Annotated in this window: 24 protein-coding genes and 1 pseudogene; 14 read left to right on the top strand and 11 right to left on the bottom strand. The window is 37.8% G+C overall.

Annotated features, from left to right (window positions below; translation table 11 throughout):
- The first annotated feature begins 1 nt into the window (after position 1).
- Together KSU66_RS00350 and KSU66_RS00345 are read left to right on the top strand one after the other, a co-directional pair.
- The gene (locus KSU66_RS00350; RefSeq protein WP_269049420.1) at positions 2-2,425 is read left to right on the top strand and encodes a glycogen/starch/alpha-glucan phosphorylase; all 2,424 of its coding nucleotides are present in this window, start codon (positions 2-4) and stop codon (positions 2,423-2,425) included.
- Between the two features lie 304 nt (positions 2,426-2,729).
- Complete coding sequence (locus tag KSU66_RS00345; RefSeq protein ID WP_269049419.1) at positions 2,730-3,248, top strand: YcxB family protein; 519 nt, start codon at positions 2,730-2,732, stop codon at positions 3,246-3,248.
- Positions 3,249-3,379: 131 nt separating this feature from the next.
- On the opposite strand, the gene KSU66_RS00340 is transcribed toward KSU66_RS00345, so the two are convergent.
- Together KSU66_RS00340 and KSU66_RS00335 are read right to left on the bottom strand one after the other, a co-directional pair.
- Positions 3,380-3,883, bottom strand: coding sequence for a ferritin (locus KSU66_RS00340; protein WP_269049418.1), 504 nt, complete (start codon positions 3,881-3,883; stop codon positions 3,380-3,382).
- A gap of 627 nt (positions 3,884-4,510) precedes the next feature.
- Entirely contained in the window at positions 4,511-5,434 is a 924-nt protein-coding gene (locus tag KSU66_RS00335; RefSeq protein ID WP_269049417.1) for a LysR family transcriptional regulator, read from the bottom strand.
- Between the two features lie 297 nt (positions 5,435-5,731).
- Between KSU66_RS00335 and KSU66_RS00330 the strand changes: the two genes are divergently transcribed.
- The 7 genes from KSU66_RS00330 to KSU66_RS00300 all read left to right on the top strand — a co-directional run bounded on the left by KSU66_RS00330 (position 5,732) and on the right by KSU66_RS00300 (position 15,215).
- Positions 5,732-7,069 carry an ArgE/DapE family deacylase gene (locus KSU66_RS00330; RefSeq protein ID WP_269049416.1) on the top strand — a complete coding sequence of 446 codons (1,338 nt, stop codon included), beginning with the start codon at positions 5,732-5,734 and terminating at the stop codon, positions 7,067-7,069.
- A 360-nt stretch (positions 7,070-7,429) separates the two neighbouring features.
- Positions 7,430-9,565, top strand: coding sequence for a hydantoinase/oxoprolinase family protein (locus tag KSU66_RS00325; protein WP_269049415.1), 2,136 nt, complete (start codon positions 7,430-7,432; stop codon positions 9,563-9,565).
- A 17-nt stretch (positions 9,566-9,582) separates the two neighbouring features.
- Complete coding sequence (locus tag KSU66_RS00320) at positions 9,583-11,370, top strand: hydantoinase B/oxoprolinase family protein (RefSeq protein ID WP_269049414.1); 1,788 nt, start codon at positions 9,583-9,585, stop codon at positions 11,368-11,370.
- Between the two features lie 330 nt (positions 11,371-11,700).
- Entirely contained in the window at positions 11,701-13,197 is a 1,497-nt protein-coding gene (locus KSU66_RS00315) for an NCS1 family transporter (RefSeq protein ID WP_269049413.1), read from the top strand.
- A gap of 257 nt (positions 13,198-13,454) precedes the next feature.
- The gene (corA, locus tag KSU66_RS00310; RefSeq protein ID WP_269049412.1) at positions 13,455-14,417 is read left to right on the top strand and encodes a magnesium/cobalt transporter CorA; all 963 of its coding nucleotides are present in this window, start codon (positions 13,455-13,457) and stop codon (positions 14,415-14,417) included.
- A gap of 156 nt (positions 14,418-14,573) precedes the next feature.
- Positions 14,574-14,888, top strand: a complete 315-nt coding sequence (locus KSU66_RS00305; RefSeq protein ID WP_269049411.1) for a hypothetical protein — start codon at positions 14,574-14,576, stop codon at positions 14,886-14,888.
- Positions 14,889-14,987: 99 nt separating this feature from the next.
- Positions 14,988-15,215 (top strand): hypothetical protein, encoded by a 228-nt coding sequence (locus KSU66_RS00300; RefSeq protein ID WP_269049410.1) that lies wholly within the window; start codon positions 14,988-14,990, stop codon positions 15,213-15,215.
- Positions 15,216-15,256: 41 nt separating this feature from the next.
- Here KSU66_RS00300 and KSU66_RS00295 read toward each other — a convergent pair whose 3' ends face one another.
- Entirely contained in the window at positions 15,257-15,934 is a 678-nt protein-coding gene (locus tag KSU66_RS00295; RefSeq protein WP_269049409.1) for an ABC transporter ATP-binding protein, read from the bottom strand.
- 1 nt (position 15,935) lies between these two features.
- Complete coding sequence (locus tag KSU66_RS00290; protein ID WP_269049408.1) at positions 15,936-16,970, bottom strand: ABC transporter permease; 1,035 nt, start codon at positions 16,968-16,970, stop codon at positions 15,936-15,938.
- A 214-nt stretch (positions 16,971-17,184) separates the two neighbouring features.
- Here KSU66_RS00290 and cysK point away from each other — a divergent pair, with 214 nt between their 5' ends.
- The 4 genes from cysK (at position 17,185) to KSU66_RS00270 (ending at position 20,857) form a co-directional block, all read left to right on the top strand.
- The gene (gene cysK / locus KSU66_RS00285; RefSeq protein WP_269049407.1) at positions 17,185-18,114 is read left to right on the top strand and encodes a cysteine synthase A; all 930 of its coding nucleotides are present in this window, start codon (positions 17,185-17,187) and stop codon (positions 18,112-18,114) included.
- Positions 18,115-18,297: 183 nt separating this feature from the next.
- A complete protein-coding gene (locus tag KSU66_RS00280; protein WP_269049406.1) occupies positions 18,298-19,140 on the top strand; it encodes an ABC transporter ATP-binding protein in 843 nt (280 codons plus the stop codon).
- A complete protein-coding gene (locus KSU66_RS00275; RefSeq protein WP_269049405.1) occupies positions 19,073-19,825 on the top strand; it encodes an ABC transporter permease in 753 nt (250 codons plus the stop codon). Before KSU66_RS00280 ends, KSU66_RS00275 begins: the two co-directional genes overlap by 68 nt.
- Positions 19,826-19,888: 63 nt before the next feature.
- Positions 19,889-20,857 (top strand): ABC transporter substrate-binding protein, encoded by a 969-nt coding sequence (locus KSU66_RS00270; RefSeq protein WP_443028922.1) that lies wholly within the window; start codon positions 19,889-19,891, stop codon positions 20,855-20,857.
- A gap of 232 nt (positions 20,858-21,089) precedes the next feature.
- Here the strand turns inward: KSU66_RS00270 and pgeF are convergent, their stop codons facing one another.
- The 5 genes and pseudogenes from pgeF to KSU66_RS00245 form a co-directional block, all read right to left on the bottom strand.
- Positions 21,090-21,854, bottom strand: coding sequence for a peptidoglycan editing factor PgeF (gene pgeF, locus KSU66_RS00265; protein ID WP_269049403.1), 765 nt, complete (start codon positions 21,852-21,854; stop codon positions 21,090-21,092).
- A 360-nt stretch (positions 21,855-22,214) separates the two neighbouring features.
- Positions 22,215-23,009 (bottom strand): VLRF1 family aeRF1-type release factor, encoded by a 795-nt coding sequence (locus KSU66_RS00260; protein ID WP_269049402.1) that lies wholly within the window; start codon positions 23,007-23,009, stop codon positions 22,215-22,217.
- A 119-nt stretch (positions 23,010-23,128) separates the two neighbouring features.
- Complete coding sequence (locus tag KSU66_RS00255) at positions 23,129-23,281, bottom strand: YfhE family protein (protein ID WP_269049401.1); 153 nt, start codon at positions 23,279-23,281, stop codon at positions 23,129-23,131.
- A gap of 143 nt (positions 23,282-23,424) precedes the next feature.
- A complete protein-coding gene (locus tag KSU66_RS00250; RefSeq protein ID WP_269049400.1) occupies positions 23,425-23,649 on the bottom strand; it encodes a sulfurtransferase TusA family protein in 225 nt (74 codons plus the stop codon).
- Positions 23,650-23,652: 3 nt separating this feature from the next.
- Positions 23,653-23,799 (bottom strand): annotated as a pseudogene (locus KSU66_RS00245) (YeeE/YedE family protein); the annotation flags it as partial.
- 275 nt (positions 23,800-24,074) lie between these two features.
- Between KSU66_RS00245 and KSU66_RS00240 the strand changes: the two are divergent.
- Positions 24,075-25,085 (top strand): SWIM zinc finger family protein, encoded by a 1,011-nt coding sequence (locus KSU66_RS00240; RefSeq protein ID WP_269049399.1) that lies wholly within the window; start codon positions 24,075-24,077, stop codon positions 25,083-25,085.
- A 297-nt stretch (positions 25,086-25,382) separates the two neighbouring features.
- Here the strand turns inward: KSU66_RS00240 and KSU66_RS21380 are convergent, their stop codons facing one another.
- Both KSU66_RS21380 and KSU66_RS00235 read right to left on the bottom strand, forming a co-directional pair.
- Positions 25,383-25,577 (bottom strand): helix-turn-helix domain-containing protein, encoded by a 195-nt coding sequence (locus KSU66_RS21380; RefSeq protein WP_443028921.1) that lies wholly within the window; start codon positions 25,575-25,577, stop codon positions 25,383-25,385.
- Positions 25,578-25,808: 231 nt separating this feature from the next.
- Positions 25,809-26,576: a sugar diacid recognition domain-containing protein gene (locus KSU66_RS00235; RefSeq protein WP_269049398.1), complete on the bottom strand. Its 768-nt coding sequence runs from the start codon at positions 26,574-26,576 to the stop codon at positions 25,809-25,811.
- Between the last annotated feature and the right edge of the window lie 177 nt (positions 26,577-26,753).

Genomic DNA, 26,753 nt, shown 5'->3' with positions numbered 1-26,753 from the left:
TTTGTCTCAGTTTACAGTTGATTCGTTTATCGGAAAAATAGAACATGTGTTAAAAAAGGAAACAGGAAAAGACATACAAGACGCCCATAGTAATGATATCTATTACGTAATTGCTGCGATTGTCAATGAAGAATTGATTCCGCAATGGGAAGAGACGAAAAAGAAGTATGAGGAAAAAATGTGTAAACAGGTTTACTATTTATCAATGGAATTTTTAATAGGCAGTTTACTCGAAAGCAATCTACTTAACTGTGGGATGCTGGATATTTCAAATCAAGCGCTTGAAAAGCTGGGTTTCAAAGCGGAGGAAGTATACGGACAGGAACATGATGCAGGATTAGGAAATGGTGGATTAGGCCGTTTAGCAGCATGTTTCCTTGATTCGTTGGCTTCCCTTAAATATGCAGGACATGGCTTCGGTATAAGATACCGATATGGTTTATTTGAGCAGCGAATTATCCATGGGAATCAAATAGAACTGCCAGATAATTGGTTGAAGGACCCTTATCCATGGGAAACTAGGCGCGCGGACGAAGCCGTGAGTATTGATTTCCGCGGGGAAGTTAACATGTTTAAGAAACAGGATGGTAATCTTGAATTTAAACATGAAAACACAGACAAAGTAATGGCAGTTCCGTATGATATCCCTATTGTTGGTTACCAAAATGGGGTAACAAACACACTAAGGCTTTGGAGCGCAGAGCCGGTAACAACACATGAGGACTTCGCGGAAGAGGATACCAACTATTACCATGAACTAGATCATCAGCATTCGATTGAACAAATATCAGGTTTCCTCTATCCAGATGACTCCCAATATGAAGGGAAAGAGTTGCGCTTAAAGCAACAATACTTCCTAGTTTCTGCCAGTTTGCAGCAAATCATCAAAACCTACCAGCAAAATAACCAAAAATCGCTGAAGCATTTAGCGGAAAAGGTTGTTATCCAAATTAATGACACACACCCGACCTTGGCAATCCCAGAACTCATGAGAATTCTGCTTGATGAAGAGAAGTTCAGCTGGGATAATGCCTGGGAAGTAACAACAAAAGTAATTGCTTATACGAATCATACAACGTTAAGTGAAGCGTTTGAAACATGGCCTGTCGAGATGATGAAGCAGCAGTTACCAAGAATATATATGATTATCGATGAAATAAATGAACGGTTTTGTAAAGGAATTTGGTTTGATCATGAAGCACTACGGGATGATATTCCCGAGTTAGCCGTTATAGCCGATGGACAAATTCATATGGCGCGAATGGCGATTGTAGGTAGTTTTAGTGTAAATGGTGTAGCCAAGCTTCATACAGAAATATTAAAAAAACAGGAAATGAAGCATTTTTATGCACTTTTCCCTGAACGTTTTAATAATAAGACGAACGGGATCACCCATAGACGCTGGCTGTTGCAGGCAAACCCGAAATTATCCGCACTAATTACAGAATCCATTGGTCCCTCGTGGATTCAGCGACCTAACCAGCTCATCAATCTATTAAAGTATTCAAGTGATCAGCCATTTTTAGAAAAGGTTGATCAAGTGAAGCTTGAAAATAAGCAGGCGTTGGCTAAGCACATACATGAACGTACGGGTATTCTAGTGGACGATCAATCGATTTTTGATGTGCAGGTCAAGCGATTGCATGAGTATAAGCGGCAATTGCTGAAAGTTTTCCACATTATGTATTTATATGATCAGTTGAAAGTGAATCCAAATATGGATATCACACCCCGGACGTTTATCTTCGGTGCAAAGGCAGCACCCAGTTATCATTTGGCAAAAGAGGTCATTAAGTTAATTCATAAGGTCGCCTCGATTGTGAATAATGATCCGGTTATCCAGGACAAACTGAAAGTCGTTTTTATAGAGAATTACAATGTGAGCCTGGCGGAACGTATAATACCTGCTGCCGATATTAGTGAACAAATTTCAACGGCGGGTAAAGAGGCTTCAGGTACAGGGAATATGAAACTTATGATGAATGGCGCTTTAACTGTCGGTACATTGGATGGTGCGAATGTTGAAATTAAAAAAGAAGTTGGGGATCAAAATATTTTTATCTTTGGTCTAACAGCGGATGAAGTCATTGAGTATAATAACCATGGTGGCTACCGTGCCATGGATTTATATAATAGCGATGATCGTATAAGCAGGATTCTTGATCAATTGAATCAAGGATTTGGCTCGGATGAAATTGAATTTAAGGATATTTATTATAATATATTATATAATAATGATCCTTACTTTGTGTTAAAGGACTTCGAACCGTATCTGGAAACACAGGAGCATGTCGAACAAGTCTACAGAGATAAATTAAAGTGGCTTTCAATGAGTGTGACGAATATCGCTTATTCAGGAAAGTTTTCTAGCGATCGCACAATTAAGGAATATGCAACGGAGATATGGAAGATAAAGCCTGTTTAATGGAATCCATACAAGCAATCTAAGGATAAGGATTACTGGAGCCTATTATCGATTCCTGTCATGGGTTTTCACTAATTTCTAGGGAGCATATTGCTACCGTGATTTGTTTCGTAACAGGGAAGTTTACAATTTTATTCTAGATTATTTTAACCTATCTATTATAATATTGACCATCGATTTTGTATATCGGTGGTCTTTTTATTGTGATTAAAGCGCTGTATCTAATTGCAGTGGCGGATTATTATGGTAAATTTGTGTAAGGGGTATTTAAATGTTTCTATAATGAAATCGGAGGTCTTGTGTATTGAAGATTGACTATAGTTTAACTGAAGAAGATTATTTGGAATTTAATTTATTTCACGCAAAAAATTCTGAAGCTGTATCTAAATCTTTGATGTTGCAACGGTTTTTATCACCAATTGTCTTTATCATTGCTGCGTTTACTTTTTCATGGGTCGGAGATATTTCACTTCTAGCATCATTGATTGGGTTTTCGTTTATTTCCATTCTTTGGATAGTGTATTATCCTAAGTATTTTTATTATCTTTTGATGAAAAACTCAAAGAAGTTGCTAAAAGAGGGGAAAAATGATGGCTTAATAGGTGAACGATATATGACTTTATCGGAACAGGGAATAATTGATGTTAGTTCTAATGGTGAAACGAAAGTAAACTGGGCGGGCATTAAAAGTATCCAAGAGGATACCAACCATTATTACCTTTACAATAGCGCTGTAAGTGCCTACATAATTCCGAAAAGAGCACTACAAAACCTTGAAGAAACTAGGAGTTATTTAAAAAGCAAACAGGTAAACTATTTTTGATGAAATATTATTAATACTAAAAAAAAGTAAATGACCCACCCTAAAAGGGTTAGGTCATTTACTTGTACTTCACAAAATAAACTGTGATTGTTTTGCAATAAATCATTGTGCTTTAGGATTTTGACGATCTATTATTCTTCTGGTGAGAATACGCGCTGACCTAGTTCCTTCTCATAAAGAAACAGGGCGTTTTTGTCTTCTCCGATTCGTCTCAAATACTGGATATGCGTATCAAAAGTTGCTTCTTCTTCGACTTGTTCATCTAAAAACCATTTCAAAAATGAAATAGTTGCGTGTTCTTTTTCTTCTAAGGCCAAGTCAGCGAGTTCATAGAAGTTTCTTGTGACCGATTTTTCTTGTTCTAAAGCGACTTCAAACGTATCTAAGACTGATTCGAAATGAATCTGTGGCTCAGAGGTTGGCGTAAATTTTGCGTGAAAACCACGGTCGTTCAAATAGTTGTAAATTTTCATCCCGTGAAATCGTTCTTCTTCCACTTGTTGAAGATAAAAGTTTGCAAATCCACCGTAATTCTCATGTTCACAGTGCGCTGCCATAGCCATATAGGCTTGTGCTGCATCGAATTCATTATTCATTTGTCGGTTTAGTGCTTCAGCAAGATTATTACTAATCATGTTAGAATCCCCCTCTAATTACAATCGTTCTACCTCTATTATAGCGTAACAAGTTTGCGGAATCCCGTGAAGTGAATTACTTATGGTATTCAAACTTGAAGAAAAGCCACAATCCTCGCCAGGGTGATTAAATTGTAAGACTACACAAGCATCTCGTTTGGTAATTGAAAGTATTTCTTTATGTGATAACAAAGCTACTTTGTGCTACTTGAAGTGTTTGAACTGGCACCACTTCTAAAGAATGCGAAAGTGTTAGATTATCGGTATCACCAGTGCAACCAGGGGTTTGTATTAATTGGTCTATCTCCAGGGCCCTCACAATCGATCACAGGGCTTGCGAGTTATGTATTCGAGCTGATGTTGCAGACTCCACCGTATAGCGTCTGCAAGGTGGACACGCTATTCTCATTCGCTTCATTTATAGCCCTAAGCAATGTGTACTAAACTTTTTTCTATTAGCCAGCTCTTCTTGCTATCGACTAATTACCGCTGTTGATTATTATAAATATAAATACTAAGGATAAGAGAATCGTGATAGATTTCGTCAATCGGATTTGTTTCCATTGGAAGAACTAAAAAAACAACCGTGAACAGTTTAAACTGTCCACGGTTGTTTTGATTGCAGCATCAATTACCTATTAAAGAAATGTTTTCAGATAAGGTTTTTGGAATAATTATTTCATTTAAAAATGAAATAAAATTAAGCGTAGTAGGTGAATCCTCGGTTTTGTTCCAAGCGATTCCTGTTCTATAGCTTGAAGTATTGTTTTCTAATGGGAGATATACAATATCATCATTTTTAAAAAATTGAATTGATGAAGGTAAGATTGCAATTCCCATGCCAGATGCAACAAAGGAGACAACGTTATGCAATTCATCAGCTTCTTGTGTTTTCGTAGGGCTGAACCCTGCAGAATTACAAAGGCTAATGATTGAATCATAATAACCTTGACCAGAATCCCTTGATGTCATAATGAATTCTTCATTAACAAGACTAGCGATATTTATCGTTTCCCTGTCCTGGGCTAGGTGATGCTCTCTTGGTAATGCAACAATATATGGCTCTTCATGTAATAATTCGATATTTAAAGACTCACTAAGAACTGGCAAAACTATTAATCCAACATCAATCTCATTATTCCGAAAAGACACGATTTGGTCAGAAGTTGTCATTTGTTTTAGGATGATATTTACATCTGGATATTTATCATGATAGGCTCTTAAGATTGTAGGAAGAAGTTCAAATCCAATTGCCCCTGTAAAAGCTAATATTAATTGACCAGATTCACCACGACCTACACTTTTGGATTCCTCGCAAGCCTTCTCAATAAACCTAATTATTTTGTAGCTGTTCTTTAGAAAAGATTCACCGGCCGAAGTTAGTTCTACGCGTTGTCTCGTTCGTGAAAAAAGTGATACGCCCAAATTTGTCTCAAGTTGTTTAATCTGAAGACTTAATGGAGGTTGTGATATTTGTAGCCGTTCAGCCGCTCTTCCGAAGTGTAGTTCCTCTGCGACAGCAATAAAGTATCTTAAATGGCGTAATTCCATAAGGTTATTTTCCCCCTAGTTATTATCTTTATAATAATACTTCTTCGATTAGCCATAAATTCATCATGATCACTTGCACAAACAAAGTCTAACAAACACTGGAATGTTATTTAATAAAGTAAGTTAGAAGTCTTTGATACTTTTAAAGTATCAAGGTCTATTGAAACAAGTATTAGACTTATTTGAAACGAGGAGATATGCTTACCATACCAAATATTCAGAATACATTGTATGTTGAGTTGTGACAAATACATGACATCTGATATTGTTATATAAAATAATGGGGGGAATGTTAAAATGACAACAGCCGTATCTAGTAATGTAAAAGAAAAAGTTAGTGCTTATTTAAAGGAAAATCGAGAAAAACTTGTGAAAGATCTACAAGCTTTAATCCAAATTCCAAGTGAGTCAGGATATGAAGGTCCTGTTCAGGAACATATTCGAAAAAAAATGGTTTCACTAGGACTTGATGTTGATACATTTGAAGCAGACGATTCGGTTCGATCTCACCCAGAATATACAGAGTCGATAGTAGAGCGAGAGGTAGGCTTTAAAGGTCGACCAAACGTAGTTGGTAAGTGGGCTGGAGCTGGCGGTAAAGGTAAATCTTTATTAATGTTTACCCACGTAGATACAGTTCCAGTAGGTGATCTCGTTCATTGGACATATCCGCCACTTGAAGGTGTAATCGAAGGCGATATTATGTACGGTAGAGGAACTGCTGATAATAAGGGCGGGTTTGGATCTATACTTGCTGCATTAGAAATTATTCGTGAAATGGGTTTACAGCCGAAAGCAGACATCACAGCAATCTCAGTTGTTGATGAGGAAGTTGGCGGCGCTGCAGGTGCAGTCGCAATGACCCAACGCTTACAACAGGAAGGTTTTAAAGCGGATGCTTGTATTTATCCACATCCACTAACTCCAGGGTTAGCACCACAGATTGCCTGTGCAGGTGGACTTATATTTAAAGTAAAAGTAAAAGGACTAGCAGCACATAACTTAAACGCACAGGTTGGTGTTAACGCGATAGGAAAGGCTATCAAAATTTATGAAGCATTAATAGAGTTAGATGAAGAACGTGCTAAAACAATTAGCTATGCACCTTTTGAAAGATACTTTAAACAATCAAACATGCCAGTTCGGTCTACCAATTTAACTCCAGCAATTATGGACGCAGGAGATTGGGCATATAAAGTTCCAGCTGAATGTGAGCTAACAGGAACAGTTGGTTATCCACCAAATGAAAAACTAGAAGATGTAAAAGCACAAATTGTCGCAGCAATTAATAAAGTTGCAAGCGCGGACGAGTGGTTAACAGAACATCCGCCTGAAATTACTTGGGAATGGCAAACAAGTGCAGCTGAAATTAGTCCAGATCATCCACTAGTAACATTATCGAAGTCAAATATCGACAACGTTACTGGAAAAGACACTGAAATCCTAGGAATGCCTACATTTAGTGATATCCGTCTATCAATTTTGCACTTGGATATCCCAACAATTATTTATGGACCGACTGGTGGCAATCTACACGGTGCTGATGAGTGGGTTAACGTGGAAGAATGGCTACAATGTGTTGAGATCAACGTTCTAAATATTCTTGAATGGTGTGGCTTTGAAGAGGTAGGTTAATCTATTCATACGAATAAATTGTACAAAATAATGTGTCTTTATCCTAAACAAGTGCACCCTTCTAGTCTGTGAAAAGCCGAGAAATAATTCTCATTAATACGGATTTGAAAAGGTGCACTTTTCTTATGTAGAGGTAACTGATTATTGGGATTTGTGTCTCAAGTTGAAGACTTACAGGGTGTTATAAAAATAATTATGCAGGACTTTGTCTAGAAGTAGCGAATAGGAGTAATGGAACATATTGTAAGCGCTTGCAATATGGGTGGGAGAAAGTTTGATTTATGGGGGAAAGTCTCCACCCTACTAACGAATGATTTGGTATAACTTTAACTTACTTAAATTCTAAGGGGAGTGTGTATAATGGCCAAAGCTAAACTTGCAGTTGATGTTGGAGGTACATTTACGGATTTAATATTGATAAGTGAGGAAACTAATACATTCACGATTCATAAAGTGCCCAGTACAATCGAAGATCAATCGATTGGCGTAGTTAGGGGCATCGAGGAGATATGTGAAAATGCAAATGTTCCACTTATTGATGTAGATTATATTCTTCATGGAACGACAGTTGCAACCAATATCACAATTGAACGAGATGGTGCAACTGTTGGAATGTTAACGACAAAAAACTACAGGGACATTTTACACATTGCCCGTCACAAAAAGGTTGAAAACTTTTCGATCCAACAAGATATTCCGTGGCAATCACAGCCGTTAGTAAAACGTCGTCATAGATTGCCAATCACAGAGAAACTAGCTGCTCCTAGTGGAGAAGTTGCTATTCCTTTAGATGAAGGTGAAGTTAGAGAAGCTGTACAAAGGCTAAAGGATTCAGGTGTTGACGTTGTAATTGTTTGCTTCATGTTCTCGTTTCTAAATGATAGTCATGAACGTAGAGCAAAAGAAATTGTTAATGAATTGTGGCCAGAAGTACTATGCTTCACATCAAGTGAAGTCGTTCCACAAATTAGAGAATACGAACGGTTTAGTACGACAGCAATGAATGCTTATGTAGCGCCTAAGGTTAAACGTTACGTGGATCATTTAGTTAGTGCACTGGAACGAATAGGCAGTAAGGGGCAGCTTCACATCATGCAGTCATCAGGAGGAATGGCTTCTGTTGAGATGGCCACTGCAACACCAGTCACTTTACTAAAATCAGGACCAGCTGGGGGCGTCTTGGCCGCGGCTAGATGGGGAGAACTAGAAGACATCGAGAACTTGATTAGTGTCGATATCGGGGGCACTTCTGCAGACATCTCAGTAATTCCAAATAGGACGGCTAAACTTGTCAATTCACTTGATGCTACGGTTAATAGCTCACCAGTCCTAACGCCAATGGTAGATGTAGAAACGATTGGTGCTGGAGGTGGATCGGTTGCTTACGTAGATCCAGGTGGCGCTTTCAGAGTAGGGCCGAAAAGTGCAGGCGCTAATCCAGGACCAGCTTGTTACAACCAAGGTGGCAAAGATCCTTGCGTAACCGATGCGAATATTGTATTAGGTAGACTTGACCAAGAGCAGTTTCTTGGAGGGGATCTTAATATAGATCCAGCGTTAAGTTTTGAAGCAATGCGTAGACTTGCCAAACAATTAAATATGACGACCGAAGAGGCGGCTTTAGGAATACTCAAGATAATCAATAACCATATGGCATTATCAATCCGTGCAAGCTCTGTTAAAAAAGGGACAGATCCAAGAGAGTTTTCATTATTTGCTGCTGGTGGGGCTGGTCCATTACACGCTGTAGATTTGGCCGACACAGTTGACTCTCAGTCAGTAGTCGTTCCAACATATCCTGGAGTTGCTGCAGCAATTGGACTTTTAGTAGGAGACCTTAAATATGATTATATTAAATCACGTGTTGCGAGTTCAGAAGATATAACTAGTGAAGTTATTTCAACGATTAATAAAGATTTTGAATCTCTGATTGAACAAGCCGAAACTCAATTGATTAAAGACGGTATTGAATCAGAATGTATTGTAATCGAAAAAATTGCAGAATGCCGTTATGTTGGCCAGGGAATAGAATTGCGTGTACCACTGCCAGAAGGTGAACTTGGAGAAGAATCAATGAACGAGATTCGCGAAAACTTCCATAAGGTTCATAAACAAGAATATGGACACCATTTCCCAGATACACATGTACAGATTATCACTTTACGAGTTATAGGAACTGGAGAAATTCCAGCAATGAATCTACCAACATTAGAAAATGGAAATAGAGATAATCCAGAGGAAGCAATTGTGTATGTAAGAGATACTGTCTTTGAAATAGATGGAGAAATTAAGAGTTTACCAACACCACGATTCAAACGTGATAAATTACTTGCCCACGACATAGTAAGTGGACCAGCAATTGTCGTGCAACGTGATTCTACAACATTGATCCCACCTAACTGGGAAGGAACAGTTTCAATTTACGGAACACTATTGGTATCTGCTAAAAAAGTAACTCAAGATATTAAACGTAAGTTAGAAAAAACTAGTGTCTAAAGGGGGAAGTAACTATCATGGTCGTTAAAAGTGAAATCAAAGAGAAAATTGATCCAGTTACACTACAAATTATTGGTGGTGCGCTTCATACAATCGCTAAAGAAATGGCTCATGTCATTGAACGAATGTCGTACTCTTCGCTTATTCGAGAATCGGAAGACCTTGGAGCGGGTGTGTTTAACAAGTTTGGCCATACGTTAGCTGAGGCCGATTCAACACCAATGCAACTTGGATGTTTACCGGGCTATATTGCAGGATTTCAGAGCGTTCTGGGAGATAATCAGCATGAAGGTGATATTATTTGGAACAACGATCCATATGCAGGGGCTTCACACTCTCCGGATATAGCGCTCTGTCAACCAATCTTTTATGAAGGCGAATTAGTTGGATATGCAGGGACCGCGGCACATCACCTTGATATAGGTGGATCCCAGCCAGGATTAATTGTAGATGCCCCGGATATATATGCTGAAGGATTAATAATGAATGGCATCAAGTTTTATGATAAAGGCGTGCGAAATGAGACCGTTGTTGAGATTATTCGTCAAAATGTACGCACACCACGTGAAGTAATAGGTGACTTGGAAGCACAAGTAGCTGGCTGCCGTCTTGGTGTTAAACGTTTTGTAGAATTGATGGATAAATACGGAAAAGATACGGTGCTACAGGCGTCTGAAGAATTGATGGATTACTCAGAACGTGTCATGAGGCAAGAAATTGCAAAAGTTCCAGATGGGACATACGAAGCCGAATCTTGGTTAGACGATGATGGCCGTAATTTAGGGAAACGACTCAGAGTACATGTACAGATTAATGTTGAAGGAGACGAAATAGAGGTAGATGTATCCGGCTCAGCCGATCAGACACCTACGGCATTCAATGCGGCGTACTCAGGGGCACTTTGTGTAAGTGTTTATAGTGTATTACGTTCCATATTCTTGGACACTGCCGTACATGAAGAATTCATACCGCCAAACCACGGAACTTTCCGACCGATTACAGTAACAGCTCGAAAAGGTTGTATATTTAATCCAAATAAACCGGCTGCAACATTCAGTCGGGCTAACCAAGTAAATACAGCTGCTGACCTAATCATCAAAGCTTTGGCGCCGGTACTCCCGAACCAAACTTGTGCAGGTAGCTCTGCTAATATCCAATTTGCTTCATATGCAGGCTTGGATGAGAATAGCGATTACTGGGTCTATATTGAAGTTAATGAAGGTTCTTATGGAGGTCGACCGGGTCAAGACGGGATGGATGCGATGGACTTTAGTTCATGGAACACCCGTAATAATCCGATTGAAGATCTTGATATGCATAAGCCGATGGTCTGTGACAGATATGAGCTACGTGAAGATACAGGAGGTGCGGGTCGCTGGCGTGGAGGGCTTGGAATTGTTCGTCAGAACCGCATGTTAACAGATGGATTTATGACGATGGAGGGAGACAAACATACAGTACGTCCGTGGGGATTCAAAGGCGGATTACCGGGTACTCCTGCAAGTCTTATCAAGAATCCTGACACAAACCCAGAAGAGCTTAGTTCAAAATTAAATGGATACACACTTAAAGCTGGGGAATCAATTAAAGTTATGGTACCTTCGTCTGGTGGCTATGGTGATCCATTAGAAAGACCAGCAGAGCAAGTATATGAAGATGTATTAGATGATTATGTATCTAAAGAAACTGCACTTAGAGATTATGGAGTCGTCATAGAAAATGGAAAACTTGATGCACAGGCTTCTGAAAAAACTAGAGAGAAGATGCGTAATGAACGTGGCCCAGTAGAGTTATATTCACAATAATCTGGGTTGAATGAAAGAGTTATATCAAAAATGATCTGTTTCAATGACTGGTCTTCATGGGGTGAATACTCATCAATTATTCATCCTTTGAAGATCGTTTTTTTATTCTCAAAAATAGAGGAAATAGTTGATTCGAACTGTAATATAAAGATGAAAAGTGATAGTGAAAAGATTATTCTGAACTATTATAGCGCCTTGTATCGTTTACGGAAGACACCAAAATGTAAAGCATTCAACAAAATGGTGACAATGAAATTTACAGATGACCAAAACTTACTGTTTCAAAGTTACCTTTTCAAAAAAAGTAATTTACAGGAGGCTGAAGGGTTAATGACAGTGGAAAGTGATAATAATAATTTAATAGAAGAATCAATTCTGCCGATAACAAATAAAAATCGCACAGTTGGCATGTTTGGTTACTTTTCGATATGGGTCGGAATCGTTGTCATGATAGTTGCTTATCAATTTGGGGGGAATGCTGTTGCTTCTCATTCGCTAGCAGTAAGTATGGTCATAATACTGCTAGCCTATTTTACAATTGGTGTTGTCATGTTGATGTCAGCGGATATTGGAACTGAACATGGACTTTCATTTGCGGTCTATCTTCGGGCCCCTTTTGGAATAAATGGAACCCATTTACCAGTGGTATCTCGAGGAATTGTTGCGGCTGCATGGTTTGGAATTCAAACCTACTTAGGCGCACTTGCTCTAAATGGGATCTTCGAGTACTTATCTGGGTATAGTAATTGGTTTCTATGGTATATTCTGTTTGCCGCAGTACAGATAATTAACACGATGTTAGGTATTAAGGCAGTAGAGAGATTTGCGAACTTGGCTGCTCCAATACTAATTGGTATATCGGTTTGGATGTATTTTTATTTGGATGGACTTGCACAATTGGGTGGTCATAATATATGGACATTTGTTGGTACTGAAAATACTCCATTACTATTAATATTCATGGCTAATTTATCACTTTGGGCAGCATTAGCGGTTGATGTCCCAAACATTTCCCGATATATAAAAGTTACGTCAGGTAACAAAAAGTTTTTCAAGCGCAATAAGAATATATTTGCTGCTCAAATTATTGCACTGCCTGTACTTTCAGCGTTCATGGCGTTTATTGGAGCAATTGCATTTATAGCAACCGGAAATTGGAACCCAATTACCATAATTCAAGAAAATCAAGGTGGATTAGTTCTAATTGGGCTATTAGCTTTAGTTACAATCGCACAGTGGTCAACGAATACTGCTGCAAATTTAATACCGGCTACTCTTGCCTTTGTAAATGCACTTGCACCTAGAATGAGTTATAAAATGGGTGTTATTTTAGCAGGAGTTGTGGGTACGGCAACCATGCCATGGCTAATCCTAGATCACTTATTTACATTTCTTGGTTTCTATGGTGGGGCACTGTCGGCTGTAGCAGGGATAATGATTTGTGATTACTTCCTGATCAGGCGAAGAAGAATCAACATTCCAGAATTATTTCAACGGGATGGACAATATAGGTATATGAAGGGATATAATCCTGCTGGGCTAATCGCTTGGGTAGTGGCTGGTGCAATTGCAATTAAATTTTTATCGATTGCGTACCTGGTCGGACTTCCATTAGGTTTTATCATCTATTACCTCTTAATGAAGTTCTGGATTATTCCGAAATATCCTCAAGCAGAAATCGACTCAAACTATGATGATAGATATCTATCAACAAGTGTAAATCAAGATTGGGTATATACAGATAATGGATTTGTACGAGAAAAGTATGACCAGAAGGTTAAGGAAACTGATGAAGCATTAGCTCCCAATCCGGTTCAAATAGACTGAATTTTGGATACATTGATAAACCCCTCTTACTAACGAATTTATAGTCGTTAGTAAGAGGGGTTTTTTATTTGGAAAAGTAATGTTATCTTTTAGCGTTTACTGTAAGATGCTCTATTAAAATCAAACTAAGTTATTACTAATTTTGTCAGCAACCCTTTCTTGGTGTTACAATTATTTATAGCATTAAACAGTACAATGATTACTCTTGTATTGACAATCATAGGTTTTTTATTGCGAATAAAGAATGGGGTGAAATCATGATTCGTACAATTGGATTTACGAAAAAAAAAGAATTGGTTTTTGATTTTCCTTTGAGTGATATCAATGCCCAGAACTTCCTTTGGTATTGGATCGATTTTGATGACCCAAGCGAAGTGGAAGTGTCTTTACTGCATTCATTCTTTCATTTTCACCCCCTGGCAATTGAAGATTGCTTGCAAGGGCTACAACGCCCAAAGATCAATTACTATGAGGATTATGCCTTTTTTGTCCTCCACGCTATTTGTCATGAAAGTTTGCGCGCTGAAGAGCTTAATATGTTTTTTGGAGGAAATTATGTTGTAACTTTTCATTTCAACAAGCTAAGGGAATTGGACGTTGTACGGGAAAATATTATTAAGAATCCGACGCAATGGGATGGCGGTCATATCTTAATCGCATACCACTTAATGGATGAGATTGTGAGTAATTTATTTCCGATACTATATAAGATAGAAGATCATTTAAATGATATTGAAGAGAGGCTATTACCGACGACTGTTCACTTATCAAAGGATTTAGTATTTGATGTCCGTCGTGATTTACTACGATTAAGACGTAGCTTTATACCGATGCAAGAATTGGTAAATCAAATGCTTAACTCAGAACAATTGGGGTTACAAGCAAATGAACGTGCTTATTTTATAGATATCCATGATGATTTGTTGCGTTTAACAGATACGTTGGAATTAAATCGTGATTTAACCGCAGATATTCGAGATGTTCAGGCGGCTGTAAACTCTAATCAGATGAACCGGATTATGATGACACTTACAATAATTTCGTCGGTCTTTATCCCGCTCACATTTATTGCAGGAATTTATGGCATGAATTTTAAGCACATGCCTGAACTATATTGGCGTTTTGGTTATTTGGCAGTGCTAGGTATTATGATGATTATAGGGGTTGCTATGCTTCTTCTGTTTAGGCATAAAGGTTGGCTACGCATATTTAAGTCATAAAAAGATGAGTTATTTGGAATTGGTTATTCAGTAAAAAATTGGGGTCCTTGATAATGTCTTAAATGCTTACTGCCGTTTAATATGTTAAATTGTGATAGCATTTACGAATGGTAACCGTAATATATTAATGGGTTCATCTTTAAGGAGGGAAATTTTATGATCTATGCAAGTGGGGTTGTCTCTTTCCTGTTAAGGCCAAAGCCAAAAATAAAAATGAAGAGAAAATACATCACTTTAGAAGCCATAGAAGGATACTATTCCGAAGATAATGGCGATTCTGCTAGGAAAGTCGCATGCAAATTTACTGTGATACTTCCGAGAAATTTTGATTGTAGATCATTGGAAGATTACACGGGGCGAATTAAACCATTTATAGAAAAAGAAACAAATAATGTTATTGTACTTGTAGAAGTTTCACATTTAAACTACTTGAGCAACCGGGCAATGGATTCGCTAAATCGTAAACGATAAGTACTATGAATATCATTTATATGTAAGCTGAACATCCGTCCTTAAAGAGTGTTATGATTAAGGAGCAGTTTAAAATATCTCTAAAAAGGGGATTATTAAATGGGAACTTGTCAACTTGACCATTCACCAGAGGATGTTAAGAAGAAGTTAACGGAACAAAAACCATTTCTTCCTAGGGAATTATATGATGGAGGAATTCGGTTTTTGAAAAGTGAGCCTAGTCAACTTATTTTAAATGAACTGTTCCATGTACTAAAAAAATATGATTTGGCTTCAGAAGCGGAAAAGTTAGAACGCAATGAAAGTCTTAACAATTTAATAAAGTAAAAAGAAGACCTTCGATAGGTCTTCTTTTTGTTAGGTAATTCTTATGTCAACACCAATCCGTCTTTCATGGTGATAACATGATCGGCATAGGAAAGCATTTCTTCATCGTGAGTGACCATCAATGTTGTAATGTTTAACGTTTTCGTTAACTCACGAATTAAAGCCATGACGTCTTTTGATCTTTTTGAGTCTAAACTAGCAGTAGGTTCATCTGCGAACAGCATTTTGGGTTTGTGAATGATAGCGCGGGCAATTGCGACCCGCTGCTTTTCCCCACCAGACAAGGAAGCAGGATAGGCATCCTTGCGATGGTACATGTCTATTTGTTTTAAGATTTTGTCAGTTTCTTCTTTTTGTTCACGTTTACTCATTTTAGATTCTGAGACATCTAACATAAGTATCAATTGTTCTTCTACCGTTAGAAAGGGGACGAGGTGAGCGGATTGGAAAACAAACCCAAAGTCGGTAGCACGTATCTTTCTAATATCTTCCTGCTTCATAGAAGTCATGTTGTTTCCTTCAAATACTACTTGACCGTCCGATGCGGGTTGAAGTCCAGCTGCTATTGTTAGGATTGTACTTTTACCGGATCCGGAGGCTCCTACTAAAGCAGTAATCTCTCCTTCTTTTAGCGTAATATTAACTCCCTTTAAGACTTGTTCATCTACTTCTCCATTTGTAAAAGTTTTAGTAACTTCATCAATTGTAAAAATTGTCATATTAAACCTCTCCTTGTTGAATCGCTTGTAGTGGTTCGACTTTTTTGATTTGAATACCTGAAAGTGTTGCACCAATAAATCCGATTACGAGAAATACGATAGACAATTGAATCGTGGTTTCTGCAGTTAAGCTGAACGGCATTCCTTCGGGTGCAATCAGTGTGAAGACTTGACTCAACGCAACGGAAAAGCCGAGCGCGATAACCGTAATGAACAACATTTGCGTCCACATCATTTTGAACAGCGAACTTGTTTTTACACCTATGGCTTTTAAGATTCCGTACAATCCAATTTTTTGAACGTTCATCATATAGAAGAATATCGCAAACAGCATTCCACTAATGACGACTAAAAACCAAACAATCATATTTAGAGACATCTGTTCCGCACTATAACTCGGAATCGTGTTTAGAAAGTTTTTATTTGTAAAAGATTGTAATCCAGAAATAGTTTGTTCATTATCGTTTCCAGGAATGAACACCAATTGCATTTCCATTACACGATAAATTTCTTGGTAGTTTTCCATATTGATAAAACCGACTGCCGCATGACTATATTTAGCTTGATCAACAAAGCCTTTTACTTTGAATTCGCCGCTGAATTGATTATTAGTTAATATATCTCCGACTTTAATGCCGTCTTTTTCTAATGAACGGTCTAATACGATTTCACCTTTTCCGACGTTTTCAAATAAATTCGAATCAGTCGAAGTGACAAATGCGAGACTATGTTGTTTGTCGTCTGCATCGTTTACAAAGCCCATTTGAATAGAGAGTGCAACTGCGTCTTTTTCTTTAGTTAATAGTTTATCCTGTACGTTTTCATCTATTCTAGAAAGGTTGTAGGTTTCATTGGCCTCGGCTTCCATATAAAAATGACCATCCGGAAGATCTTTTATTAGCGCCGCATTATCTTGGGATAATCCATTTGCTAACCCAGAAATAATAAATGTTAGAAAACTGACTAAGAAGATGATTGAGCCTAAAATGATAAATCGTACTTTGTTTTTCTTTATTTCTTTCCACGCGATATTCATAATGATTCCTCCGTATTCTTTGATAACTTAAGTATAAACTTCGTATGTGAACGGAAGATTAACTTATGATTACATTTTTCGGTTGGAACCTTGAATAATAATATTATTTAATCTTGAACAGATTTCTTTTCTTTAATGTCTTGTAAAAAGGTAGGAATTAGGTGGATTAGTTTGTTATAATAGATTTAATATACAAAAGAGAAGGATGATTAAAATGAGAGTTGTAAATAACATCGCAGAACTAATCGGGAATACACCTTTAGTCCGACTGAATCGACTTCCCAATCCAGAAGGTGCGGCGGTCTTTGTGAAACTTGAATCTTTCAATCCCAGCGGTAGTGTCAAGGACAGGGCAGCATATAACATGATTATTGAAGCTGAGAAAAGTGGACTGCTAGTGCCTGGAGCAACAATTATTGAACCGACATCGGGAAATACGGGCATTGGATTGGCCATGAATGCCGCGGCCAGAGATTATCGATCAATATTTATTATGCCAGACAACGCAACAATCGAACGTATTAACTTAATGAAAGCATATGGTGCAGAAGTTGTTCTTACACCGAGTGAAGAGAGAATGCCGGGTGCGATTGCGAAGGCAAATGAATTGGCTGCACAAATTGAGAACAGTTTTATACCAATGCAATTTGAAAACATGGCGAATCCCGATATTCACCGAACAACAACCGCAGTAGAAATTATAGATGCATTGGACTCGATTGATCGAAAGCTGACTGCTTTTGTTTGTACTTCAGGCACAGGTGGAACGGTAACGGGGACTGGGGAAGCGCTTAAGGAATATGATGATACGGTTACTGTTCATGTCGTTGAGCCAGCGGGATCACCTGTTTTATCCGGAGGAAAACCTGGGAAACATAAACTCGTAGGGACAAGTCCAGGCTTTATTCCGCCGGTGTTAAATACGAATGTGTACGATGAAATATTTAGAATCAAAGACGAAGAAGCTTATGACACTGTACGAAGCATTGCGGCGAATGAAGGGATTTTAGTTGGTCCATCGGGAGGTGCGTCAATTTTTGCCGCATTGGAAGTAGCCAGCCGGTTGACGCCGAATGATACAGTCGTGTGTATTGCGCCCGATTCGGGTGAGCGATACTTATCAAGTGACTTGTTTACCATATAAAAACATTAATCTTTTGCCTAGTTTAAAATGGGCAAGAGATTTTTTTATGGCCAGTTATCATTACTTAGATTATTGAAACTATCATTAAGGATGCCTTGACAATCCTATTGATATGGTAGATTATATACTAACGCCACAAAGCTTATTGGTTTAGTCGGAATTAGATGTAAGGAGGGGATGAATTTGTATTTAACGATTGATAGAATTCAAAAAAGCTTTCCTAATAAGGAAAAAGGGCAAGTTAAAGTACTAGATAATATTTCTTTGGAAATTGACAAAGGTCAGTTTGTTTCAATTGTTGGCCCATCTGGTTGTGGTAAATCTACCTTGCTCTATCTGATTGCCGGACTCGATAAAGCTGATAAGGGCGAAATTCGAATCGCAGGAAAAACAGTAAATGGACCGGGTCCTGATCGTGTTGTCGTTTTTCAAGAAGACGGATTGTTTCCTTGGTTAACGGTTCTTGATAACGTTATGTATGGTCTGCTATTGAAAAAGATGGAGAAAAAGGAGGCCAAGATAAAAGCTTTGGAAATGTTGCGAATGGTGCATTTAAGCAATTATATTGATGCTTATCCTCACCAGTTATCAGGTGGTATGAAACAGCGCGTTGCCATCGCCCGAGCACTAGTAATGGAACCAGACATCTTATTAATGGATGAACCATTTGCTGCGCTAGATGAACAAACGAGAATGGTACTGCACAATGAACTACTGGATATTTGGAAGAAAACGAAAGTGACCATTCTTTTTATCACACATAACATCCGTGAAGCGGTAACTTTATCTGAAAAAATTGTAGTTTTTGAAACACGCCCGGGTAAAATAAAAACAATCTTTTTGGCAAATACAATGAAAGACGGCATTATGCCAAACGATCTTACATTTCAATTGGAAAAGAAGATAATGGAAGCCCTACAAGGTGAAATGGAAAAAGTGTTAAAGGAGGAAATGGGCGATGACTATATTTTTAAGGCGAACCATCTTCATCGGGATTCTAGCGGTGATATGGGAAGTCACATCTAGATTATCAAGTCTACCCGATTTTATGTTTCCTAGTTTAATACAAATATTTAGTACGCTATACTCTGGCATAGTGAACGGGCAAATCATAACTGCAATTATTGAAAGTATGAGTCGTCTATTAATTGGATTCACGGCCGCGACTGTACTTGGCCTCTTTTTAGGATATCTAATTTGGCGTTTTAAATATATGGAGGACACATTAGGATTTTTAGTTACTGCATTACAGTCGATTCCAAGCATTGTTTGGTTTCCGCTCGCAATTATTTGGTTTGGATTGAACGACTTTTCCATTTTGTTTATCGTTACGATTGGGGCAACTTGGACAATGACAATTAGTGCGACTAGTGGATTTAAAAATGTCCCTAAGCTTTATCAACAAGTTGCTAAAACCTTAGGCTCTAGCGGTTTCCATTTTTTAAGGACAGTTATCTTGCCGGCTTCTGTTCCACAAATTATATCTGGACTGCGAATCGCCTGGGCATTTTCATGGCGCGCATTAATGGCTGGAGAATTACTCGGTGCTGGAGGGGGTCTTGGACATCTTCTGGAAATGGGAAGGTCTCTTGGGCAAATGGATCTGGTCATATCCGTGATGATTATCATTGGTGTAATTGGAACAATTATGGATAACTTAGTCTTCTTACGACTAGAGCGCGGTGTACAGAAAAAGTGGGGAATTAGTTAATAAACTAAAAAATGGGTAGTGAGCGTAATGAAACGTAAATTATATGTATTCGCACTTATTTCTATGTTTGTACTTAGCATTTTGACGGCTTGTGCTAGTGGGGAGGAGGAAGCAAAAGGAAATAAAGAAGTGAATATCGGGTATTTTCCAAACCTAACACATATTGCGACAATCGTCGCATTGGAAAATGATTACTTCACGGAAGCTTTTGGTACAGATGTAAAAGTAAATACGAAAACGGTCAATAACGGAGGACTGTTTATGGAAGCAATGGCGACTAAGGCGATTGATGTTGGAACAGTTGGTCCTGGTCCATTATTGAATTTTTACGTGAAAGATCCTAACTATCATATTATTTCAGGAGCAGTAAATGGTGGGGCGGTACTCGTTGCAAGTGAGCATAGTGAGATTACAGACCTTGCTGATTTAGATGGGAAAAAAGTTGCCATACCTGTAATCGGTAGCACCCAAGACGTGATGTTGCGTAAAGCACTTCAAGATGTAGGTCTGAAACCGACGATCAATGGTGGTACAGTTGAATTAGTTGCTGCCGCACCAGCTGATACGACAACGCTCTTTATCCAGAAGTCTGTGGATGCATCGGCAACTCAAGAACCTTGGGGATATATTTTAGAAACACAGGCTAAGGGAAAGCTGTTACTTGATTGGGAAACATTTGCATGGGGGAAAGAATCGACCAACACGGTTGTTGCCGCAAGTAAGCAGTTTTTAGAGGATGAAGACTTATCAAAAGCTTATTTAACTGCCCACGTAAAAGCAGTCGACTTTATTAAAGAAAATCCAAATGAAAGTCAGGAACTGGTAATTAAGCACATCAAAGGGTTAACTGGAAAAGAAATTAATAAAGAAGAGTTACAAGTCGCTTTTGAGCGTCTTGAAGTGACAACAGAGGTAAATGAAGGAGTCATACAAGAGATGGCTGACATAAGTAAAGAAGCGGGTTATGTTACGAGTAATGATATTAATGGAATGGTACAACTCGAGAAGTTAAATTCGTTAGAAGGAAAGTAAATAAAGCTAAACTATATTAACTCCCCTTAGGTTCTTTGTGGACTTTAGGAGAGTTTTTTTAGTTAGTGAACTAATGAAAGCTATTATGAGAGACTGTGATTATTCAGGGGCATGTGGGTTAATCCCAAGTTAGAGAAGTTCAATATCTTCCAGGTGTGTCGAGTATGTCGTAATCTAACAGAGGGCAAGAAAAGTCGGGAGACCTAACTATTCTTGCCTTAGAATCCTAAAATCAGTGAACTTTCCTCATAATATAACTCAGATGTCTTCCGCTTTTATTGTCTTCTCGATGAGAAAAACCGTCGGGACTTACAAAGGTACAAGTCTGGTCAATCGTAATTTGTTCGCTAGGAATGCCAGCGATTTCACATTGTTTTTTTACTGTTTGTTGATTGTCAATGTGATACTTGTTTGTTTGGTTGTTGTAATAAATAAAGTTATCAGCATAGCCAAACGCTTTAAACTTTAAATAGACATCCTCATCGACTTCAAATTTTTCTTGGCTTAGAGCCGCACCAATTTGTATATGTAGATCAGTCGGATTACACTGTTCGACTTCTATTAAATGCTTAAAAACTTTCAAGGTAATCTCTTTGACTGTACCTTGCCATCCCGAGTGGATGACACCAACGAGACCATCCGCCTCATTATAAAAAATCACCGGCACGCAATCTGCAGTAAAGGTGCATAATAACAGATTAGGCTCATATGTATACAGGGCATCTGTATCCGAAATGGCGGTATCCAATTGATCAGCGCCACGCCCTCTATCATGAAGTGTGACTTTGTGCATATTAGCGCTATGAGTCTGATTGGCACAAACGAAATCGTCTATCGTACAATTCAAAGAAGTTGCTAGTTTTTTTCGATTTACGATTATACTTTCAGGGGCATCACAGGTATGGAGAGCCATGTTACCGTTCTCAAGTTCAGCTCCATCTTTCATAGTCATCCCAGTGATGAACTTTTCATTATTCATGTATTTTTTTGTTTTCATGCTTTCACCTCTTATATATATATTGTGATTAGCCGTGTTCGAACGACAAATCCGTGATATGCAAAATGTACTTAATTTTCGAGTAAATAATGCGATTTCATTGAAGTAGACGGTATAACAATAAGGGGCATTTTAATGTAGTGCACCTAGAGAATACCATAAAAAACTATAAACATATACATCTATTGGTGTTCCAAATGCGCTTATCCGATAAGCTAATTAGGGATTGAAAAGTTGGATTCCACATAACAGACTACCTCTAAAATATATATATGAAATTAAATAAGTGAGAGTATCTTTAAAAGACATATGAAAAAACTAACTATACTCAATGAGTGTAGTTAGTTTTTTTGCTTCAATTTACTTCTCGAAAACCTGATGGATGACATCGTTCGTCTTGCTTTTATTTAGGTTTTTGTAAATGCAACTTGCCGGTTTCTCCCGCATAGTTTCAGCAAAGGCATTGGCTAAATCAATTTCACCTGAAATATGGATTTCGTGCCAGCCGCGTTCCTTCTTTAACTTTTCAACGACATTTCCCATACCTTTGTAAAAAGTTTTTATATTCGTTCTTGGCCGCGGCTCTAAGGCGGGTTTGGTTGTTTTTTCCGTTCCGCGATCATGATTTGCGGATTCTATTTTACGAATTCTCCAGCCGTCCACGTTTGAGTCAAATTCATAAGATAGTTCTTCTTTAACCGCCCCCATTGCGGTATCCAAAATACGTACTTCTCCGAAGCTAGGTAAGATAATTCCAGCTTCGGGATATGCTTTGTACATATACTCCATCTCTTCCGTCATTGGTTGGTTTTCCCAGTGGAAACTTGTTTTTACGGGGACTTGTACATAGTTGACGGACCATAATTCAGGGTCTACAGCTGCAAATATGACGACGCTTTTACTTAAGTTATTTAAATTACTTTCTACTTCATTTGTTATCTTATCCTTGAGTATAGTGAATGCTTTTAGTTCTTTTTCATCTTTAGAAGCGTCGATATACTCAAGGATCCGTTTAAATCCACTTTTCAAATGAATTTTCCATCCGCCGTTTAATTGTTGGGGATCACCAGGATTGGTATTTAGGTAGACGCTTAGTACGCAACGATCCTCACAGTAAAACTCCTTTAAAGTCTTAATTTCATCGCTTAATGACATAAAAAAATTAACCTCCTTTAGATACGGTTCACTAGTAGCATGCCCATGCAAACCTATTCGTATGTGAGGGAACCGACTTTTGTTTAAATGCTTGTAAATATTAGAGTGTAGCTACAGAATCATTTATTCTTTGGCCTATGATTAGTGTTCTCTTCATTCTTTACGATGTTATCCGCTCGCTTAAATTGGTCGTTGTACAAAACTTCCTGTGCAGAACTTAATCCATTATTTTTTTTGGTCATTGGATTGTGCGGTGCTTTCTTTTCACTCATCATTAAAGTCTCCCTTCTTGATAAATATGGTCATTGACTAGTCTTTCCATATTCCTAGTTATTACCCTTAAATATTGGCTTTAATTTCGGGGAAGCTTACAAACTAAAAAAATCCTAGGTATCGTTAACCTAGGATTTTTTCTTCATTTCTTCAGTACTGTAATTGACCAAGCTGCGTCATCCGTTTGCTCGAAATTAGTGATTGTGTGACCAGCTTCGGCGGCCCAACGTGGAAGACTTTCTGTTGCTTGGGTGCAATCGAATTGGATAATCAGTTCATCTCCTGAATTTAATTCCTCAATTTCCACTTTAGCTTCTACCAATGGGAAAGGACAAACTTTTCCCATTACTTCTAATGTTTTTTGCATGTTTTATTCCTTCTTAGATGTGGTAACTGCTGAACTAACAGCAGCTTGTTTTAGCTTGTTCGGTCGTACGAACACAAAATAAGATGCGGTCCAAGTTCCTAGAACAATGAAAAGTAATGATGTCCAACCTTGCCAAGTCATCATAGCAGTATAACCATACAAAACTGATAGGTGTTAAGTGGATGGTGTGATGAATATCTTATATTGTCAACAGGTCAATCTGTGTTTGTTTATTTGGAATATGGTAATGTGACAGTAGTATCGAGATAAAATATGGCTTATTCAATAGTTTCTAAAAAATATTATAAGGTGATTGATTTATGAATATAAAAAACTTTGAAACTGGAATGACAAATGTTATTTTATAGCGCGGTCGAGATTATTTTCGACGTGGGCATGTTGTAAATCTGTACGAAAAAACGGATATGAATTGGCGAGCTGAAGTGGAAGGAACATACAAGTATACCGTGGTTATTGAACTGAATGAAAACGAAGAAGTTATGGATTCTTCATGTGATTGTCCCTATGATTGGGAAAAATATTGCAAACATGAAGCAGCGGTATTCTTTGCTTTACAAGAGGTTTTAAATGGTCAGAGAAAAACTGTGAAAAAGGAAACCGCAACATTACAGCAACTTTTACAAACGAAAAATAAAGAAGAACTAATACAACTAATCTTGGATTTATCATCAAATAATAGTCGTATTTACAACGAACTTCTTCGCGAAGAAAATCAACCGAAAAATGATGTTAAGTCTGTAGAAAAGCTAATTCTTTATCACATGGATAAAGCAAAGGACGACGGATCTATTAATTATAGTAAAGTTTTAGAAGCGCTAGAAGGTGTGTATTTGGCTTTGGATCAAGCGAAAGAGATGTTAGTAGCTTCGCAGTATGAATCGGCGATAGAACTAAGCCTAGTCAGCTTAAAACATACAGTGGGCTTACTTAGTTATGCGGATGATTCGTCTGGCGATATTGGGGGCGTAATTGAAAACAGTCTTTCATACATTGAAGAGGCAGCGAAAAAGGGTGTAAGGAATTGGAGCCTGAACGAAAAAAATGCTGTTTTTTCCAAGGTTATTAATGAAGCAACTGATAACCAACTTGATGGTTGGACAGATTGGCGTTATCGCTTGTTAACTACTGGTGTTCATTTTTGTACAGAACCCAGAATAAAAACCCAACTTAATAAAGTGTTAGAATCTTTGCTGGGACAAATAAAAAATGAGTCTTGGGAAGATAAATACAATAGAGGGAAAGTGAAATCTATACAATTTAAAGTAATCAGTCAAAGTAAAGATACAGAGGCCATTGAAAAATTTCTGTTAGCCAATCTAGCGGATAGTAATGTGAGAAACCAAGCGATTTTATATTCGCTGGATAAAAGAGAATTTCAGCAAGTGTTGCAGCTGGAAATTGAAAGAGAAATTTAGAATCTGCGAGAAATACTATATAGATGCTCAAGGAAGGGGAAGGTGATGAATATGAAAAACGAAGCTAGGCGTTCTAGGAGTGAATCATTCATATCAACTTGTCTCGGAGGAATGGCAACCGGCTGTCTATACTGTAGATTAAGCAGTTAGAAGTACATTTGGATGAATATTTACATTGAAGTTTATAACGTTTAGAAATTGTGCCAGGCCTATTTACGATGAAAAATTTTTTAATAATAGAATCGACTAAGAAGACCCTGGATTTACTTCAATAGTAAATCCAGGGTCTTCTTGACGTTACTTACTGATTTGCTCATGCTGTTTTAAGGCCAAATAAAGAAGCGTACATTGTTTGAACGATTGGAGATTGATATTCAATAATTGTTGCAATTGTTGAATGCGATATAAGAGAGTATTGCGATGAATATAAAGCTTTCTTGCGGCTTGGCTCATATTCAATTGTTCTTCACAATAGACAAGAAAGTTCTCAATAAGCGCTTGACCATTCGGGTGATTTCTGACCTTTTCAATATGATATTCAAGTGCTTTTTTAGAAGGAAGTTCTATTTCCTCGATTTAGGCAAGCGATAATAACGTCCAATCATTGATGGAGACGATTGTCTGTTTAAAGTTGTTCCGTCTTGCAATATCCAAGGCCTTTCTAGACTGTTCATAGGACTGAATCAGGCCTGCAATTGTAGAGAAAGAGTCCCCGCTAGAAATCTAAAAATCACTATTTAAACTTCTTCTCGTTAAAAAGGTTTGCAATGAATCGGATGCATAGTCTAAAATATTTTTTGTTAAAATTAAATCATCTGAATGGATATGGGTGACAATTAGCCATTGACCAGAATTTAAAGGAGCCACGATATCTTGTTCGTTTTTCACAAATATATTGGTCAAACACAAGAATAAATCTTGTTCTGTTGAAGTAAATGCTTGTAGAAGTTGTGTCGTAGAGTTTTGATCTTTTGTCATTGGCATATCGATTAAAATACACCGCCTTAATAATTTTAGTGAGTAACCGTGCATTTCGCTATAGTTTTGAATCTTTTTTGAATCGGTATTTTCTTGATAGCTAAGAAGGTGCTGAACGAAACCCTGCAACATTTCCATTTGCGAGATGACTGTTTTGGAGCGAAAGTTTTCGACCAAAAGCATTTCTATATGAGTTTGAACGAATTTTAGGTAGCGTTCAACTGTGTCTGGATCTCCTATAAGACCGAGAACCCCGATAGTTTGTTCTTGGAAATTTAGCGGCGCCGCTATTCCTGGGAAAACGTTTACAAGTCCAGCTGTATTCTCTTTTGAAAAGAACATTGCCTTTCCGGATTCTGCTATTTCTGCGGTAAGGATATGATGGGACCCAAGTCTTTTATTGTCGGTACTCCCTATAATCATTCCGCTGTTATCTGTAATACTAATTGGAATATCTAAAACTGAAGCGAACTGTTCGACAACTGATTGTGCAAAGTGCCCTAAGACCTGCAATCCCTTCATCTCCCGTCTTTTTGTTGCCTTTCCGGTTAACTGAGTGTTCCGAATTCCTGGTTCTGTTAATTGTAACAGAACCTTGTGCACAATGGATATATTCATTAAAAAATAGCATAGTATAATAGAGATAAATGTTATTAAATTGGTAAGTCTAGTATGAGCAGATATTGTATT

It is taken from the genome of Sporosarcina sp. G11-34 (genome assembly GCF_026931025.1).
This window is presented reverse-complemented; position numbering and strand designations above follow the sequence as displayed.